This is a genomic window from Ruegeria sp. CDSB117 (genome assembly GCF_059611005.1).
Genome location: NZ_JBXWOS010000007.1, coordinates 155,659 through 173,918, shown reverse-complemented (window position 1 = coordinate 173,918; position 18,260 = coordinate 155,659). Strand labels below are relative to the sequence as shown.

The 18,260-nt window shown below is 57.2% G+C and carries 16 protein-coding genes; 3 read left to right on the top strand and 13 right to left on the bottom strand.

The features are described from left to right. Nucleotides 1-2 precede the first annotated feature (2 nt). The 7 genes from AC2FJC_RS10405 to ccoN form a co-directional block, all read right to left on the bottom strand. Nucleotides 3-461, bottom strand: a complete 459-nt coding sequence (locus AC2FJC_RS10405) for a FixH family protein (RefSeq protein WP_496739460.1) — start codon at nucleotides 459-461, stop codon at nucleotides 3-5. Nucleotide 462: 1 nt separating this feature from the next. Then, entirely contained in the window at nucleotides 463-1,890 is a 1,428-nt protein-coding gene (gene ccoG, locus AC2FJC_RS10400) for a cytochrome c oxidase accessory protein CcoG (protein WP_058279818.1), read from the bottom strand. A 100-nt stretch (nucleotides 1,891-1,990) separates the two neighbouring features. Further along, nucleotides 1,991-2,866 carry a LysR family transcriptional regulator gene (locus AC2FJC_RS10395; protein WP_496739445.1) on the bottom strand — a complete coding sequence of 292 codons (876 nt, stop codon included), beginning with the start codon at nucleotides 2,864-2,866 and terminating at the stop codon, nucleotides 1,991-1,993. 408 nt (nucleotides 2,867-3,274) lie between these two features. After that, nucleotides 3,275-4,138: a cytochrome-c oxidase, cbb3-type subunit III gene (gene ccoP / locus AC2FJC_RS10390; RefSeq protein ID WP_496739444.1), complete on the bottom strand. Its 864-nt coding sequence runs from the start codon at nucleotides 4,136-4,138 to the stop codon at nucleotides 3,275-3,277. Further along, nucleotides 4,135-4,371: a cbb3-type cytochrome oxidase subunit 3 gene (locus AC2FJC_RS10385; RefSeq protein WP_472724514.1), complete on the bottom strand. Its 237-nt coding sequence runs from the start codon at nucleotides 4,369-4,371 to the stop codon at nucleotides 4,135-4,137. The genes ccoP and AC2FJC_RS10385 overlap by 4 nt, the downstream gene beginning before the upstream one ends. A gap of 11 nt (nucleotides 4,372-4,382) precedes the next feature. Beyond that, on the bottom strand, nucleotides 4,383-5,111 hold the full coding sequence (gene ccoO / locus AC2FJC_RS10380) for a cytochrome-c oxidase, cbb3-type subunit II (protein ID WP_496739443.1): 729 nt from the start codon (nucleotides 5,109-5,111) through the stop codon (nucleotides 4,383-4,385). A gap of 13 nt (nucleotides 5,112-5,124) precedes the next feature. Then, a complete protein-coding gene (gene ccoN / locus AC2FJC_RS10375) occupies nucleotides 5,125-6,732 on the bottom strand; it encodes a cytochrome-c oxidase, cbb3-type subunit I (protein ID WP_472724515.1) in 1,608 nt (535 codons plus the stop codon). Nucleotides 6,733-6,927: 195 nt separating this feature from the next. On the opposite strand from ccoN, the gene AC2FJC_RS10370 reads away from it, so the two are divergent. Next, nucleotides 6,928-7,767: a universal stress protein gene (locus AC2FJC_RS10370; RefSeq protein WP_496739442.1), complete on the top strand. Its 840-nt coding sequence runs from the start codon at nucleotides 6,928-6,930 to the stop codon at nucleotides 7,765-7,767. A 44-nt stretch (nucleotides 7,768-7,811) separates the two neighbouring features. Here AC2FJC_RS10370 and AC2FJC_RS10365 read toward each other — a convergent pair whose 3' ends face one another. Beyond that, on the bottom strand, nucleotides 7,812-8,066 hold the full coding sequence (locus AC2FJC_RS10365) for a GlsB/YeaQ/YmgE family stress response membrane protein (RefSeq protein WP_170417060.1): 255 nt from the start codon (nucleotides 8,064-8,066) through the stop codon (nucleotides 7,812-7,814). 64 nt (nucleotides 8,067-8,130) lie between these two features. Continuing rightward, a complete protein-coding gene (gene fnrL / locus AC2FJC_RS10360; RefSeq protein WP_496739441.1) occupies nucleotides 8,131-8,871 on the bottom strand; it encodes a transcriptional regulator FnrL in 741 nt (246 codons plus the stop codon). Nucleotides 8,872-8,935: 64 nt separating this feature from the next. Here fnrL and hemN point away from each other — a divergent pair, with 64 nt between their 5' ends. Together hemN and AC2FJC_RS10350 are read left to right on the top strand one after the other, a co-directional pair. Continuing rightward, nucleotides 8,936-10,291 (top strand): oxygen-independent coproporphyrinogen III oxidase, encoded by a 1,356-nt coding sequence (gene hemN, locus AC2FJC_RS10355; RefSeq protein WP_496739439.1) that lies wholly within the window; start codon nucleotides 8,936-8,938, stop codon nucleotides 10,289-10,291. A 177-nt stretch (nucleotides 10,292-10,468) separates the two neighbouring features. Continuing rightward, complete coding sequence (locus tag AC2FJC_RS10350; RefSeq protein WP_496739438.1) at nucleotides 10,469-12,397, top strand: elongation factor G; 1,929 nt, start codon at nucleotides 10,469-10,471, stop codon at nucleotides 12,395-12,397. Between the two features lie 20 nt (nucleotides 12,398-12,417). On the opposite strand, the gene AC2FJC_RS10345 is transcribed toward AC2FJC_RS10350, so the two are convergent. From AC2FJC_RS10345 to AC2FJC_RS10330, 4 genes are read right to left on the bottom strand one after another with little or no spacing between them, the layout of a single operon-like run. Beyond that, nucleotides 12,418-13,995 carry an ABC transporter ATP-binding protein gene (locus AC2FJC_RS10345; protein WP_496739437.1) on the bottom strand — a complete coding sequence of 526 codons (1,578 nt, stop codon included), beginning with the start codon at nucleotides 13,993-13,995 and terminating at the stop codon, nucleotides 12,418-12,420. Beyond that, entirely contained in the window at nucleotides 13,992-15,098 is a 1,107-nt protein-coding gene (locus AC2FJC_RS10340; RefSeq protein ID WP_496739436.1) for an ABC transporter permease, read from the bottom strand. Before AC2FJC_RS10340 ends, AC2FJC_RS10345 begins: the two co-directional genes overlap by 4 nt. Next, complete coding sequence (locus AC2FJC_RS10335; protein WP_058272504.1) at nucleotides 15,099-16,184, bottom strand: microcin C ABC transporter permease YejB; 1,086 nt, start codon at nucleotides 16,182-16,184, stop codon at nucleotides 15,099-15,101. A 9-nt stretch (nucleotides 16,185-16,193) separates the two neighbouring features. After that, a complete protein-coding gene (locus AC2FJC_RS10330) occupies nucleotides 16,194-18,098 on the bottom strand; it encodes an extracellular solute-binding protein (RefSeq protein ID WP_496739435.1) in 1,905 nt (634 codons plus the stop codon). Nucleotides 18,099-18,260: the final 162 nt, after the last annotated feature.

The window sequence follows — 18,260 nt, the reverse complement described above, 5'->3', positions numbered from 1 at the left end:
CCCTACCCTTTCACATACAACGGAACCCGCTGCGCAAATTCGGCACCGCTGTTGTCTTTGGCCACCAGACGGATGTTCCAGTTCCCCTTGCCTAGCGCTGCGGGCGTGGAATAGGCGGTCCCGTCAAAAGTGAAATCCGGGGCGAAATCCTCTTTCACATGCGTCGCCCGGCCAACAACTGCCTGCAGCTCGGCCACTTGGACCGGCGCGCCGGTTTGGTCGGTGATGTGCAGGATCAAAAGACCACCATTGGTCTCAGCCCGGATTTCCCAACCCAAGGCCTGTTGCACCTTCAGGCGCTCGTTGAACTCCTGACTGGCGACGTAAGAGTTTTTGACCTCGAGCCCGGGAAAGGTTTGGACAGCTTTGTAGGCCAGCACGAGATTCACGGAAATGATCACCCCGAAAGCAGCGACAAAGATCGCCAGAAAGTGCTTTCCAGTAAATTGACGCTCGGCCATCTCAGTTTCCTCGTCCATTGAACGTCGTGTCCTTGTAGGCGCGCTCACCGCTTTCGATATCCTCGATCCAGATCCGAACCGGTGTCGCGTCCGCCGCTGCCGGATCCGTGTCTTTCGAGGCGATAATATAGACCCGCTGCAATTGCGCAGTATCCGCCGTGACATTCACCGTATCAAGTGGCGTGCCTTCGATCACGATCCGCATCGCCGGATCACCGGACAGGGACAGCTTGAACAGCCGTTCCTCGCCATGTTTGTTCCGCACGCGCACGTCATAGGTATTGCGGATCGTGCCGTCGGACAGGGTGACAAAGGTCGGGTTGCGAACCGGGGCCACGGTAACTTCGATGTCGGACCGGATGAACAGGGCAAAGAGCAGCCCAAAGCCGACAAGTGACCAAAGGGCCGTGTACAGGATGGTCCGGGGCCGCAGGATGTGTTTCCAGACATTTTTGGGAGGTTTACCTGCCCGCTCGTTGGCTTCGTCGCTCAGGGCCATATAGTCGATCAGACCACGCGGCTTGCCGATCTTGGCCATCATGTCGTCACAGGCGTCGATACACAGCGCACAAGTAATGCATTCCAACTGCTGTCCGTCGCGAATGTCGATCCCAACCGGGCAGACATTGACGCAGGCCATACAGTCGATGCAGTCGCCCAGCTCAGAATCCGCAGTTCGTTTGCCCTTGCCACGCGGCTCACCACGCCATTCACGGTACCCGACGACGAGTGTATCCTCGTCCATCATAGCCGCCTGAATCCGCGGCCATGGGCAGGCATAGATACAGATCTGTTCGCGCGCGAAGCCACCGAACAGGAAGGTCGTTCCCGTCAAAATCAGTATTGTCGTATAGGCAACCGGATGGGCATTCCCGGTCACAAGGTCCCGCAGAAGTGTCGGCGCATCGGCAAAATAGAACACCCAGGCGCCACCGGTCGCCAGACCGATCAAAAGCCAGGCACCCCATTTCGTCAGCCGCAACCGCGCTTTACGAAAGTCTAGCTTTTCCTGCCGATGCAGACGCAATCGGGCGTTGCGATCTCCTTCTATCCACCGTTCGACAAGGATGAACAGGTCAGTCCAAACCGTCTGCGGGCAGGCATATCCGCACCACACGCGCCCCAGCGCCGAGGTGAACAGGAACAACCCCAACCCGGCCATGATTAACAGACCGGCAACAAAGTAGAATTCATGCGGCCAGATCTCGATCCAGAAGAAATAGAACCTGCGGTTGGCCAAATCCAGCAACACCGCCTGATCCGGCAGGCTGGGCCCCCGGTCCCATCTGATCCACGGGGTGATGTAATAGATCCCCAATGTGACCGCGAGAATAATCCATTTCAGGTTGCGAAACGGCCCGGACACGCGGCGCGGAAATATGGGTTCTCGTGCGGCGTAAAGGCTGGGTGCGGGGTCGGAATCGCTCACGGGCTGGCTCCAGATGTGGCTATATCACGGTGTCTTGTTCCAGAACACAAAGGTAGCCACTTTGACATGGGTCAAAAGCGCATCGTGCAGACACCTTTTGTCACATCTTACCAGCTTGCCGCCTGAGCCATGCAATAAAAGTTTTTGCCGCCGGACGCAGAGGGAAATCACCAGTAACAAGGTGATATCCGCTGTTTTCGGGCTCGCGAAACAGTTCGATGATTTGGCCCGACGTGATTTCTGCTTCGACAAAATGCCGCGCCGTGACGGTTACGCCCTGCCCCGCGCGCAACCCTTCCAAAAGCAGATTGCCGGGCAATGAGATTCGCCCTGCGTTTGGCCCGTGCCCGACACCACGTCGGGCCAGCCAGTTGGTTGCCTCAGTGGTGCCGAACTCTTCAAGCCAAGGCAGTTCGCTGAGCTCGTCTGGCGTCCACGACGTTTTTTCCCCCACCAGATTGTGGGCCGCGACGATCACCATAGGGCTTTGCAGCAACATTTCTGTACGGACACCGGGCCATGTGCCTGCACCATAGCGGATGGCCACATCGACACCGCCGGGATCTAGGCTGACCAGTGCAGGTGACGGATCAAGCGCCAATTGGATATCCGGGTGTTCGGCCTGAAATGCTGGCAGGCGGGGCATCAGCCATGACGCGGCAAATGACGACGTCAAAGAAACATGAACCGGACGATCCTGTTTGGATTGGGTCAGTTCGACCAAGGCATCGCCAATCGCACCGAACCCAAGATGCACGGCGCGCGCCAACCTTTCACCTTCAGGCGTCAAGGTCATGGATTTGCCGGACCGATCCAACAGCGCAACTCCAAGAAATTTCTCAAGCACGCGCAATTGCTGGCTGATGGCAGCGTGGCTGACATTCAGTGAGTTGCCCGCTTCCACAACATTCCGTGTCGCCGCAAAAGCGGAAAAAGCTCTGAGCGATGCGAGCGGCGGCATTTCCATCCAGTTCATATGTAAGCCCTGATTACATATAGAAATGCTAATTGAGTCGCATTTTGCAGTCTGAAAATCAATCCTGATGACAGAAGAACCAAAACTCAGGAGATGTCAGATGCTCTCAATTCTTGCAAAGTCATTCATGATCGCCACCCAGACACATGAGCTGGATGAACCAAAATCATCGGATCGGCCTGACAGACAAAAGCAACGCTGGTTGCCGGAAAGTCATTGGTGGAAGCAACACAAACGCGCCAGTTTTTCGCAATGCGATTAGCAAACCGAAGCCCGCGTCTGGACCGCCTCGCTGGTGGTTTGTAAGGTAGAGAGGCAGCACCGGCTGTTCAGGAAACGCGCGAACAGATGGAACAGCCGGTGCCTCAACCTTCGGACGGCGAACCGTCCGAAGGTATTCTTTTGAGGTTACTGACCGCCACCCAACTGGTGGACATAGGCGGTGACAGCGCGGATTTGCGCTTCGGTCAGGCGGTTTTCCCACGGGGGCATCACGCCAAAGCGGCTATACTGTACCGTTTCGGTCAAAGCCTCTTCGCTGCCACCATAAAGCCAGATCGCATCCGTAAGGTTCGGTGCACCTTGAGTGACGTCACCCTTGCCGTCTTCGCCATGGCAAACCGAGCAGTTGTCCTCAAAGACAACTTTGCCTGCCTGTGCCGCCGCGTCGTCGGTCTGCGCATTGGTCAGCGACATGACGTACTGTACGACCTCCGTGATCTCCTCTTTCTCTAGGATTTCGCCAAAGGCTGGCATTTCGGAATAACGTGCATCGTCGCTTTCTTCATTCCGAATACCATAGGCAATGGTGGTCTCGATATCTTCCAGCGAACCGCCCCAGAGCCATGCGTCGTCCAGCAGGTTCGGGAAGCCCGGCGCACCCTGCGCGCCCGAACCGTGGCACTGCGCGCACCATGTCCGGAATACCGCGCCGCCCGCATTGACCGCATATTGCTGCAGCTCCGGATCTTTCGAGACATCTTCAAGCGAGGTTTCAACCAGTTTGGCGTTCCACGGCGCATTGGCCTCTTCGAAGGAAACGATCTCTTCCTGCACCAATTCTCGTGAAGACCAGCCAAGGACGCCCGCAGTTGCGGATTGAACAAGCGGCCAGGCCGGATACATGATCGTGTAGATCACACCCCAGATGATCGTGACGTAAAAGGTCCACAGCCACCAACGTGGCATCGGATTGTCGAATTCCTCGATGCCGTCCCAGCTGTGGCCCGTGGTATTCGGATCGCCCGGCTGTTTTTCAGGTATCTTGCTCATTGCCGCGCCTCCTTGGATGTGGCGGGTTTGTCGCCCCCACGGGGCGCAGCTGTTTCATCACCCTTGAGGGGCGCAGGGGCATCTTCGTGCCGGAACGGGATGTTGGCGGTGTCCTTGTATTCTTTGCTGGCTCCGGGACGGAAAACCCAGATCACGATGCCAACAAAGAAGACAAACAGTACCAACAGCATCCAGCTATCCGCGAATTGCCTCAGGATTGTGTATTCTTCCATCACACCCTCCTTTAGCGGCTCGGATCCGGGGTGAAGGTCGAGAAATCGACCAGCGTTCCCAGCATCTGCAGATAAGCTACCAACGCATCAGCCTCGGTCAGCTCGGGCTGGCCGTCGAAGTTGCGAACGCTGACCTTGTCACCGTACCGTTCCAGCAAACCGTCATAGTCGCTGTCCGGGTCGGCCTGCGCTCGGAAATCCGCCTGCGCATTTGCCAGCATCTCTTCCGTATAGGGCGTGCCCACGACGGCATTCGCCGACATGACATCACCGATATACTTGCCGTCGATCTTGCGATGCTCGAGGAAGCCGTACTTCGGCATCACCGATTCCGGAACCACCGACTGCGGGTCACGCAAGTGATCAACATGCCACTGGTCGGAATAGCGGCCACCAACACGCGCCAGATCTGGTCCAGTACGCTTGGACCCCCATTGGAACGGGTGGTCGTACATCGACTCGGCCGCCAGCGAGTAGTGGCCATAGCGTTCGACCTCGTCCCGCATCGGGCGGATCATCTGGCTGTGGCAGGTATAGCAGCCTTCGCGGATGTAGATGTCACGCCCCGCCATTTCGAGAGGGGTGTAAGGGCGCATGCCCTCCACCTTCTCGATGGTGTTCTCAAGATAGAACAGCGGGGTGATCTGCACGATGCCACCGATGGTCACGACCAAAAAGCTGAAGATCAGCAGGAGGGTCGCGTTGGTCTCGAGGATCTTATGTTTGTCGAGAATTGCCATTGCTCCGGCCCTCCTATTCAGCCGGGACCGCGACGGTCAGGCTGGCCTCTTTGGCCGGCGCTTTCCGCACAGTCATCCACAGGTTGTAGCACATGATCAACGCACCCGCGACGAACATCACGCCACCCAAAGCACGCACCACATACATCGGGAATTTGGCAGCCACGGTGTCAGCGAACGAGTTCACAAGGAAACCGTTTGCATCCACTTCCCGCCACATCAGGCCTTCCATAATACCGGTCACCCACATCGACGCGGCGTACAGAACGATACCGATGGTGGCGAGCCAGAAGTGCCAGCTGACCATCTGCAGCGAATACAGACGCTCACGTTTCCACAGGACCGGCACCAGGAAGTACAGCGCACCAAAGGTAATCATGCCGTTCCAGCCCAGCGCGCCCGAGTGCACGTGACCAATGGTCCAGTCGGTGTAGTGGCTGAGGCTGTTGACCGCGCGGATCGACATCATTGGCCCCTCGAACGTGGACATGCCGTAGAAGCCGACCGAGATCACCATCATCCGGATCACCGGGTCAGTACGCAGCTTGTCCCACGCGCCCGACAGGGTCATCAGACCGTTGATCATACCACCCCAGGACGGCATCCACAGGATGATCGAGAACACCATGCCCAGCGTCGACGCCCAATCCGGCAACGCGGTATAATGCAGGTGGTGCGGACCGGCCCAGATATACAGGAAGATCAGCGCCCAGAAGTGGATGATTGACAGCTTGTAGCTGAATACCGGACGCTCGGCCTGTTTCGGGATGAAGTAATACATCATGCCCAGGAAGCCCGCGGTCAGAAAGAAGCCCACGGCGTTGTGGCCGTACCACCACTGGATCATGGCGTCTTGAACGCCCGACCAGACGATGACTGACTTCGAACCCCAAACGCTGACCGGGATGGTCATGTTGTTGACCAAGTGCAACATGGCGACGGTCACGATGAACGCCAGATAGAACCAGTTCGCCACGTAGATGTGGGGCTCTTTCCGCCGGACGATCGTACCCAGGAATACGGCCAGATAGGCCACCCAGACGATGGTCAGCCACAGGTCAACGTACCATTCGGGTTCCGCGTATTCCTTGGACTGCGTTCCACCCAGCACATAGCCGGTTGCTGCCAGAACGATGAACAGCTGATAGCCCCAGAACACGAACCACGCCAGATTGCCGCCCCATAGGCGCGCAGCGCTTGTGCGCTGGACCACATAGAAAGACGTCGCGATCAGCGCGTTACCACCAAAGGCAAAAATCACAGCCGAGGTGTGCAACGGACGCAAACGGCCAAAGTTCAGATAGCCTTGTGCCCACTCGAAGTTCAGCACCGGAAAGGCCAACTGAAAGGCGATAAAGGTCCCCGCAAGGAACCCGACCACCCCCCAGAAGGCAGTTGCGATCACGCCATAGCGGATCACGTCATCCATGTACTCGGCCGAACGGTCGACGAGGATATCTGGCTCATCCGTATTTCTCAGCGTCCAGATGAACAATCCACCGGCGATCAGCATCACCAGAATTGCATGCACCTGATACGCCAAATCGCGTGCGTAATTGGTTCCGATCGCCGCGAATATCGCGATCAGACCAAGCACGATCAGCTTGATGTAATTTGACATATTGCGTCCCTTTGCCATGCCCCGCGCGATTCTTATTTGTCGCGGAACCCTTTTGACTGGCCGTTGTTTTGTCGGACAGCGGCCAACCTCGCTTTGATCTGTATCAAGACAATAGCCCGAAATCTGTGACAATCCTAAGCCTTAGACTGAGTTGCATGGCCGCATGCCACTTAGCCCTGAAGACAAGAGGTCAAAATGGCGTACAAATCTCTTCTCACAGTCGTAACGGACTCGGGACAATCACAATCAGCCTTGGCGCAAATGGTTGCACTGGCAAATGCACAGGATGCGCATGCCGAAGCGCTATGCCTTGGCGTCGATCGCAGCCAAACGGGTTATTATTACGCAGGTGCAAATGCTCTGGTCCTGCAAGAAACGCTGAGCCGGGCCAACGCAGACGCCGACGAACTGCTGACGCAAACTCAGGAATATCTGGGCAAATCCGATATTCGCTGGTCTGCCGAAAGCGGGGTCGCTCAGATCGCCGATATTGGTCGGCACGTAGCGCATCGTGCCCGGTTCTCGGATCTGGTTGTCCTGCCTAAACCTTATGGCAAAGACCGCAGCGCCGAGGCCGAACCAATTGTCGAAGCCGCCATGTTCGAGGGTCACGCGCCAATTCTGGTCACGCCTGATAGCTCAGCGCCCTTTGAGCGCCCCGGTACTGTGCTGATCGGGTGGAATGAAAGTGTCGAAGCCATGCGCGCCATCCGATGCGCCCTGCCTTTCCTGACGCAAGCCGATCTGGTCCGAATTGTCGTCATCGACCCGCCGCGCCACGGCCCCGACCGTTCTGACCCCGGTGGACTGCTGTCTCAGATGCTGGCCCGTCACGGGGTCAAATGTGAGATTGATGTGCTCAGCAAAACCATGACCCGTGTCTCAGACATCCTGAACAGGCACGCTGCCGACTGCGAGGCGGACATGATCGTTATGGGTGCATATGGCCATTCAAGGTTCCGCGAAGCCATTCTGGGTGGTGCAACCCGCAACATGCTGGAACAAACCTCGGTCCCAGTGTTTCTGGCACACTGATCGGACGTGTTTCCTATTCAGGGCCTTCCGTTCGGACGGATGGCCTAGACGCGTTTTATGAGACCGATCACAAACAACAGTATGACCGCGCCGATGGTTGCGAAGAGTATTGACGAAAACACGCCGCCGCCAACCGAAAAGCCCAGCGCCGGGAAAATCAGACCTGCAAGAAAGGCGCCCACGATCCCGACTATTATGTTTCCGATCAGGCCGAACCCGCGGCCTTCCATAATTTTGCCCGAAAGCCACCCGGCGATCGCACCGATGACCAGCATTGCCAAAATGCTACTGAATTCCATGCCTTACTCCTGCGCGGTTCATTCACGCATTCAGTAAATCACGGCTGCAGGCAGCAGGATAGGCTTAAATCAGAAAGCCGCCATCCGAGTCGTCGCCGGCCTCGTCCATCAGACGCCGCATATCTGGGATTGTCACATGGCGTTTGCCTTCCAACTCGATGACCCCCTCTTTCTTCAGGGCCGAAATCTGGCGGCTTACGGTTTCAAGCGTCAGACCCAGATAATCCGCCATAGCCTCGCGTGTCAGCGGTAGGTCAAAGACAATCGGGCCAGGTTTTGCTTTTGGCACAATCGAAGCGTCGCGCCGTGCAATAATCGACAGCAGGCTTGCAATCTTTTCACGCGCAGTCTTGCGCCCCAGCACCAGCATCCACTCGCGCGCGGCATCCAGTTCATCCAGCGTCATCTGAAGCAGCCGGTGCGCAATATGGGGCGTGTCGTTCATCAGTTGTTCGAATGGCTTCTTGCGAAAACAGCACATGACCAGATCAGTTGTGGCCTGCACATCATAAGGCGCAGAATCACGGCCCGGCCGACCGACGAAATCGCTGGGCAGCAACAGGCCAACCATCTGGGTTCGCCCATCTTCCATCGTCTGGGTCAACGAGGCGATTCCCGACACGACAGAGCCCACAAAGTTCATCTGATCGCCCGACCAGATGACTGTCTGACCAGCTTCGAAGCTACGGTAATACTTAATGCCTTCAAGCTCTTCCAACTCATCAGCATCACAATGCGCACAGACGGCGCGATGCCGAATGGGGCATTCGGAACAATTGGTATGATCAATCTGTGCTTTTAGCATCGTTCGCGCTTTCACTTGATCTCAGTCAAGGTTTCGTAGACGGCCGTGCAGTAACGGTATCGCTATGATAGTGAAACCGCAATTGTCAAAGCTTGGACTATTTGACGCGAAAGTCCCGCGTTACACAAGCTATCCCACCGCCCCGCATTTCAGCAATGACGTGGGTCCAAGCCTTTTTGGTGACTGGATTTCCGGGATCAAGCCCGGCAGTTCCGTGTCGCTGTACGTCCACGTCCCGTTCTGCCGCAGGCTGTGCTGGTTTTGCGCCTGCCGGACGCAAGGCACTCAGACCGACAACCCGGTGATCGCCTATGTGGATGTCCTCAAGGCCGAGCTGGACCTACTGGCCGCCCACCTTCCTGCGGGGGTTACCCTTTCGCGCCTGCATTGGGGCGGCGGTACACCCACCCTGCTGAACCCCGATCTGATGCGCGATCTGGCCGCCCGGATTCTTGAGATTGTTCCGTTGGGGCCGGATGCAGAGTTCTCGGTCGAAATCGACCCGAACGAGATTGACGAGGGTCGGCTCGATGCATTGGCCGAAGCCGGCATGAACCGTGCGTCTATCGGCGTGCAGGATTTCGACGACGAAATCCAGAAAACCATCGGACGCATCCAAAGTTACGACACCACCCGCAACGCCATCGACATGATCCGTGCGCGCGGTATCGCCAGCCTGAATGCCGATATTCTGTATGGTCTGCCGCACCAGACCAAGACACGGATGACTGAAAGCGTGCAGAAATTGCTGTCGCTCAACCCAGACCGGGTGGCGTTGTACGGCTATGCGCATGTGCCGTGGATGGCAAAGCGGCAGCAGCTGATCCCAACGGATGCCCTGCCCACACCCGAAGACCGCCTGGATCTGTTCGATACGGCCCGGCGCCTGTTCCTGTGGGACAAGTACGCCGAAATCGGCATTGACCACTTTGCCACGCAGGATGACGGGCTGACGCACGCACTGAACGCAGGAAGGCTAAAACGCAACTTTCAGGGCTACACCGACGATCAGTCCGACGTTCTGATTGGAATTGGCGCGAGCTCAATCTCGCGATTCCCGCAAGGGTACGCCCAGAACGCACCCGCGACGTCAGCTCATACAAAAGCGATCCGCGAAGGCCGCTTCTCAATATCCCGTGGGCACTTGTTCAAAGGCCAAGACATTTTGCGCGCACGATTGATCGAAGCGTTGATGTGCGATTTCCGTATAGATACCGCCGAGATTCTGCGCGACCACGACATCATCGCCGCGGAATTGCAGGGGATGTATCAGACCGCAAACGCAACCTTCGATGGGTTGTTAAGCGTCTCTGAGGACGGCCTGTTCATCCCGCCCGAGGCGCGCGCACTAACCCGAATGATCGCCCGCACCTTTGACGCCTACGATCTCAGCAAGGCGGGACACAGCTCGGCGATCTGATGCCGACGCAGGACAGGACTTGACGCGGAGGGTGGGTTTTCCCCACACTTGCAGGGCGGGTGGAAATCCGCCCCGTGCCTGAGGCAGGCAGAGTACCAGACAGTATGTGCCGACGCGTTCGCGCTCGACCGCCCTTTTCGTGCAGCCGTTCTGCAACTTGAAAGAGGGACTGCATCTATGCGCGTTTTTTCTGTCCTCGGCCCCAGCCACTCGGGCAAAACAACACTGGTCGAGGCCATCAGCCGCCTTGATGGCCGGCCAACCACATTCGACGTTTCCGGAACCGTGCATTTGCACGGTTTTTCTTATTTGGACGAACCTTGGTGCGCCATTGACGTGAATGGCGGCAGCGACACCATGGCCTATGTCGGCCCTGCCATGGCGATCTCGGACGCCGCTGTCGTCGTCGTACCGCCTGACCCGGACGCCGCCGTGCTGTGCGCCCCTTATCTGCGGCTGGTCGAAGAGGCAGGTATCCCCTGCTTTCTGTTCATCAATCGCATGGACACACCAAACGGACGTATCCGCGATATCATCGCCGCTCTGCAAACCTACTGCACACACCACATCGCATTGCGGCAGGTTCCAATCCGCGATGGCGAGGCGATCATCGGCGCGGTCGACCTGATCTCGGAGCGGGCATGGAAGTATCAGGAAGGGCAACCCTCGGCCCTGATCGAACTTCCGCAGTCCGTCGAAGACCGGGAACAGGAAGCCCGAACCGAATTGTTGGAGACGCTTTCAGATTTCGATGATCATCTGCTGGAACAACTGATCGAGGACAAACAGCCGCCCAGCGCAGAAATCTATGATCTGGCCGCGCAGGTTCTGCAAAGCCACCAGTTGATCCCGGCCTGCCTGGGGTCTGCCAGCCACGGCAACGGGCTGACCCGTTTGATGAAAGCGCTTCGTCACGAAGCCCCTGAATTCAATATCGCCGCCGGGCGGGACGAAGCGGCCGAAGGCGCGCGCGCAATTGCCGGGTTCGCGGATGTCAAAAAGCACATCGGAAAAATCCTCGTGCTGCGCGGTCTGGGCAAGGGCGTCAAAGCGCATGAAGCTTTAGGCGGCGAATCGGTTGGCAACCTGACGACACTGGATGCCAAAACACAAATTTCGGAATTGGAAGCTGGTCAGATCGGGCTGGCTGTGAAATCCGACCACCTCAACCCCGGCAACCTGTATGACAGTACCGGAGCCACACCGTTACCGGAGTGGGCCGAGGCCCATCCGGCCGCCCACCGGCAAATTGTGTCGCCGGCACATGAGCGTGACGATGTACGCCTGTCCAACGCGTTATCCCGACTGGTCGAGATTGACCCCGGACTGCACCTGCAGCACGATGAACTGAGCGGTCATGCCGTTCTGGGATCGCAAGGGCCTCAGCATATGCGCCGGGTCAGCGCCAAGCTGGCTGAAGACTTCGGTATCGAGATTGAGACTCAGACGGTTGAGACGGCCTATCGCGAGACCATCCGCGCACCGATCGAACATCGTCATCGCCACCGCAAACAATCCGGCGGCGCAGGACAATTTGCCGATGTGGTGATCTCGATCGCACCGACCCCACGTGGGGCCGGGTTCGAATTCGAAGAGATCGTCAAAGGGGGCGCCGTGCCCAGAAACTATATCCCTTCGGTCGAACACGGGGCCAAGGATGCGCTGGTGCAGGGGCCTGAAGGGTTCCCGGTTGTGGATGTCAAAGTCACACTCAGCGATGGCAAGCATCACAACGTCGACAGTTCCGACTATGCGTTCCGCACTGCGGGCAAGAACGCGGTTCGAGAGGCTTTGCCGCAGGCGAAACCGGTGGTCCTGCAACCCATCCTGAACGCCGAAATCCACTTGCCCTCGGATTTCGTGGGCGACCTGGTGCCTACGATCAGTTCGCTGCAGGGTCAGGTTCTGGGCTTTGAAGGCAATCCCAACGCGTCTGGATGGGAGATTTTCAATGCCCAACTGCCTGCTGTGGCCGAAGACGAGTTACACCGCACCCTCGCCAGCGCGACACGCGGCACGGGGTGGGTAAAACTGCAATTCGACCATTACGAAGAGCTTCGCGGCCCGGTTCCAAAATCCGCGGCACGCGAAACAGCGAATGCCTGAAAGTCCCGGGCGGGCTGGTTTCAGCCCGCCGCCGCAATCAGTTCGCGGGTATAGTCTGTCTGGGCGTTTTCGAACAGATCTTCGGCTGACCCCATTTCGATCACGTCACCGTTTCGCATGACAATCACATTGTGGGACATCGCACGCACGACTTTCAGATCGTGGCTGATGAACAGATAAGCCAGCCCGTATTTCCGCTGAAGATCGCGCAGCAGATCGACGATCTGAACCTGCACAGTCATATCCAGGGCACTGGTCGGTTCATCCAGAACCAATAGCTTAGGCCTGAGGACCATGGCTCGTGCAATGGCAATGCGCTGACGCTGCCCGCCCGAGAATTCGTGCGGATAGCGGTCCATCGCAGCCGGGTCCAAGCCCACTTCGGTCATCACTTCGGTCACCAGCTCCCGTGGCGAGCGGTGCGGGTCGACCTTGTGGATCGCCAGCCCCTCGGCAATGATCTGCTGGCAGGTCATCCGGGGACTGAGGCTGCCGAACGGGTCCTGAAACACGATCTGCATGTCCTTGCGCAGCCGCCGCAACTCTCTTGTCGACCATCTGCGCACGTCCTGATCTCGGAACGTTATCCCACCTTCGGACGCAATTAATCGCATGATCGCCAGCGCCAGCGTTGTCTTGCCCGATCCACTTTCGCCCACAATCCCTAAGGTTTCACCGGCGCGCACGCTGAGCGTTGCATCGTTCACAGCCTTCACATGCCCAACTGTGCGCTTCAGGAAGCCGCGCTGTATCGGAAACCAGACCTTCAGATGATCGGTGCGCGCAACCTCTTCGGCATCGGGCGCTACGGGATCGGGATGACCAGAAGGTTCCGCCGCCAGCAGCTTACGAGTGTAAGGGTGTTGCGGGTTGTCAAAAATCTCGAGCGTTGCACCCGACTCGACAATCTCGCCGTCCTTCATAACGCAAACGCGGTCCGCGATGCGGCGCACGATCCCCAGATCGTGTGTGATGAACAGCATCCCCATATTCTCGGACTTCTGAAGCTCGGCCAGAAGTTCGAGGATCTGCGCCTGAATGGTAACATCCAGTGCTGTTGTCGGCTCATCCGCGATCAGGATATCGGGCTTGTTGGCAAGTGCCAGGGCGATCATGACGCGCTGGCGTTGGCCACCTGACAATTGATGCGGATAGCTGTCCAGACGCTCCTCGGGATCGCGGATGCCAACCTTGGTCAGCAGTTCGACAATCCGGGCCCGTGCAGCATCACCTGTCAAACCCTGGTGCAGGGCCAGTGACTCGGCCATCTGTTTCTGGATCGTGTGAAGCGGGTTGAGCGAGGTCATCGGCTCCTGAAAGATGAAGCTGATATCGTTGCCGCGCACATCCATCAGGTGCTGGTCAGACGCGCCGATCATCTCCTGCCCTTCATAGGTGACCGAGCCTTCGACAATCGCGCTGTCACCCAGCAAAGACACTGTCGACAGAGCTGTGACCGATTTGCCAGATCCGGATTCGCCTACCAGCGCAACCGTTTCACCCCGATCCACAGTAAAGGACACGCCCTTGACTGCTGCGCTCACCTGCCCGTCCTGACGGAACGAGACCTTGAGGTTGTTCACATCCAGCAGGCTCATGAAAAGGTCTTTCTGGGATCAAATGCATCGCGCACGCCTTCGAAGATGAAGACCAGTAGCGACAGCATAATGGCAAAGGTGAAAAAGGCGGTGAAGGCCAGCCACGGTGCCTGCAGGTTCTGCTTGGCCTGCAAGGTCAACTCACCCAAAGACGGGGCGGAAGACGGCAGGCCGAAGCCCAGAAAATCCAGTGAAGCCAGGCCGCCGATGGTGCCCGTCACGATAAAGGGCATGAAGGTCAGCGTAGCGACCATCGCGTTGGGCAGCATGTGGCGGAACATGATTGTCATATTGCCCACACCCAGTGCCCGCGCAGCGCGCACATATTCCAGATTTCTCGCCCGCAGGAACTCGGCGCGCACAACTCCCACAAGCCCGGTCCAGCTGAACAGGATCATCAGCGCGACAAGCAGCCAGAAACTTCGGCCCAGAATGGCGAACATGATGATGATGACGTAAAGCGAAGGCGTCGCCGACCAGATCTCGATGATCCGTTGGAAAATCAGGTCCAGCCAGCCTCCGAAAAAGCCCTGAATGGCACCTGCGAATATGCCGATCAGGCTGGCCACACCCGTGACCATGAGCGTGAACAAAATCGACAGTCGGAAGCCATAAATCACCCGGGCCAACACGTCGCGCTTGGTGTCATCCGTGCCCAACAGATTTTGTCCGTTGGGCGGCAGTGGTGCTGCACCGGGGCGATCAACACTGGTGTTGAAGGAATACGGTATCAACGGCCAGACGGCCCAGCCACGCTCGTATCCATCTGCCTGGAATGTACCGGCCTTGATTTCGTCGATAATCCCCTCGGGATCGTCGAAACAGTCTTCGATGCCACCGCTGTCGATCAAACACTGAACCTCGGGGTCGCGATAGATCGCCTCGGTCTGGAAATCACCACCGAATTCGGTTTCCGCGTAGAAATTGAAGATCGGCGTATAAAACTCACCCCGGTATTTAACGAGGATTGGTTTGTCGTTGGCGATGAACTCGGCGAACAGAGAAAGGCCAAAAAGGACGGAAAAGACCATCAGCGACCAGAATGCACGCCCGTTACGACGAAAATTGCGCCAGCGGCGCTGGTTGAGTGGGGAAAGCGCCATTTACCCCTCCCGCTTTTCGAAATCGATGCGCGGGTCGACCAGCACATACATCAGGTCACTGATGATGCCGACAACCAACCCCATCAAGCCAAAGATGAACAGAGTGCCGAAGATCACCGGATAGTCCCGCGCAACGGCTGCCTCGAACCCCAGACGGCCGAGACCGTCAAGCGAGAAGATCGTCTCGATGATGATCGACCCCCCGAAGAAGACGCCGATGAAAACCGCCGGGAATCCGGCGATTACGATCAGCATCGCGTTGCGGAAAACATGGCCGTACAGAACCTGACTTTCGCTCAGACCCTTGGCGCGGGCGGTCATGACATATTGTTTTTTGATCTCGTCCAGGAACGAGTTCTTGGTCAGCAGAGTCAGCGTCGCAAAGGCCGAAATCGTCAGCGCGATAATCGGCAGGGCAATGTGCCAGAAGTAGTCAACGATCTTACCAAACAGGCTGAGGCTGTCCCAGTTGTCCGAGGTCAGCCCCCGGAGCGGGAATATCTGCCAATATGATCCCCCGGCAAACAGAACCAACAGCAGGATCGCAAACAAGAAGCCGGGAATAGCATAGGCTACGATGATCGCGCCACTGGTCCAGGTATCGAACTGTGACCCGTCCTTAATCGCCTTGCGAATGCCCAGCGGGATCGACACCAGATATGCGATCAGCGTGGACCACAGACCCAGCGAGATTGACACCGGCATCTTCTCTAACACCAGATCGGTTACGCTGATCGACCGAAAATAGCTCTCACCAAAGTCCAGCGTCAGGTAATTGCCCATCATGTCGAAGAACCGCTCAACCGGCGGCTTGTCAAACCCGAATTCCTTTTCCAGCTCTTCGATAAACTCGGGCGGAAGGCCACGTGCACCAATGTAGCGGTCATTCGTGCCGCCGGTCTGTTGCTCGATGTCACTGCCGCCGCCGGCGATTCCTTCGAACACATCACCGCCACCTTCCAACTGGGCGATGATCTGTTCAATCGGTCCGCCAGGAACGAACTGAACCAGCGTGAAGTTGACGATCATGATCCCAAGCAGGGTTGGGATGACCAGCAACAGTCGTCTAAGAATATATGCTCCCATGGGGGCGGATTACCTTAAGGCGCCGGAGGATTTCAACTCGGCCTCTTTCTCTTCGTTGATCCACCAGAGGTCTTCAACACCCAATGCGTAAGGCGGCAGATTTTCCGGGTATTCATACATGTCCCAATAGGCAACCCAGTGCTTGCCCAGATACCACGTGGGAACCATGATCCGCTTGGCGCGCAGGACGCGGTCCAATGCGCGGACATTTGCAAACAGTTCTTCGCTGTCTTCAGCAGAGGCAATGTTATCGATCAGCGGTTCGATATCCGGGCCATGCACACCCGACGGGTTAAAAACCGAGTAAGAGGCCGCTTCGGTTCCGAACTGCTGATACAACCCTGTCGACGGCTGCAACGACCTCGGGTACCCGCCAACAATCATGTCGAAATCACGGTCCCGGCGGCGCAAGGTGAACTGGGCGTTGTCCACGCGGTTGTAGCTCGCATCAATCCCCATTGCCCGCAAATTGGCGACGAAGGGTTGAATAAGCCTGTCCAGCGTTGGCTGGTCGGACAGAAATGCAATAGACAGCACCTCGCCTTTGTCGTTGCGACGAATGCCGTCATCCCCAACAAGCCAGCCAGCTTCGTCCAGCAGTTTCATCGCCTTGCGCAAGTTGCCACGGTCATTTTGGCGGGCGGCCCGGGATTCATGCGCCGAGACGGGTTCTTCGGTCAGGATGGCAGGGTCCAGCGCGTCGCCCAGCTCTTGCAACACCTCAAGCTCGCGCCCTTCGGGCAGGCCGGTCGCCTCAAGATGCGTTCCTTCCCAGAAAGAGCTGCGCTGCTGGAATAATCCATATTGCAGGCTCTCATTCGTCCATTCGAAGTTATACGCTAGCTGAATAGCTTCGCGAACACGAGGGTCCTGAAACTTTGGACGGTCAAGGTTCATGATGAAGCCCGACGCCGTCGGCACATTTCCGTCTGCCAGTTCAGCCCGCACGACAGAACCATTCGCAATTGCCGGGAAATCATAGGCCGTCGCCCAGCTTTTCGAGTTGTTTTCCTGTCGAAGCGTAAATGTGCCTGCCTTGAACCCCTCCATCGCAGCGATGGAATCGGCGAAATACTCAACGCGGATGGTGTCAAAGTTGTTGCGCCCCACATTGACGTTGACGTCGTTGCCCCAATAATCGGGGTTGCGCTTGTAGACGATGCGCCGGTTGATGTCATAATCATCCAGAACATATGGCCCCGAACCGATACCCGGATCCAGCCGCGACTTGTCCAACCGGCGGTTTTCAGGGTCTTCCTCGAACCATTTCTTTGAGAAAATCGAAGTGGCCCCAACTTGGGAAATCCGGCCTCGGCGGGGGAAATCTGGCGAGAAGTAGAACTTTACACGATGGGTATCCAACGCCTCGGCCTTGGGGATCCGTTGGCGAATTGCGTCGGCATAGGATTTCAACCCCTGGTCCAGAAGCAGGTTATGGGAAAACACCACATCCTCAGCCGTCACAGGTGTACCGTCAGAAAACCGCGCCTCCGGGCGGATATTGAAGATCACCCACTCATAACTTTCGGGGTATTCGAGACTTTCGGCGAGTAGGCCATAATAGGCCGCTGGTTCGTCATAGGATGGAACCAGCAGGCTTTCGTAGTGATCTGCCGACCGCGCACCAGCCCGGCCCTGCCTGGTATAGGGATTAAAGCTGTCGAACGTGCCTTGCGCCGCATAGGAGAGTTCTCCACCACGTGGCGCATCCGGGTTCACATAGTCGAAATGCGCAAAACCGTCCGGATACTTCAAATCACCGAATTCCGAGAACCCGTGTGATTTGATGATCTTTTCCTCAGCAAAAAGCTGAGTTGCGGCGGCTGCACAGAGCAATGCCCCCAAAGCCAGAATGTGAACTAAGCGTCCGAAATCCCTTGTTCGCGCTAATGCGGTAACTCGATTGGATTTCATGTGGTTCATCCCCTGCTCGTTGACATCTTTAATATTGTTTGCGCCAGCTAAAAGACCAGCACTGCCAGTTTCAAGTTTAGAGTGCGTGAACACTTTGTGAAGATTTACTTAGACAAAAAATAAAGCCGCTGCACGGGGCAGCGGCTTTTGAATGCGTCAAAA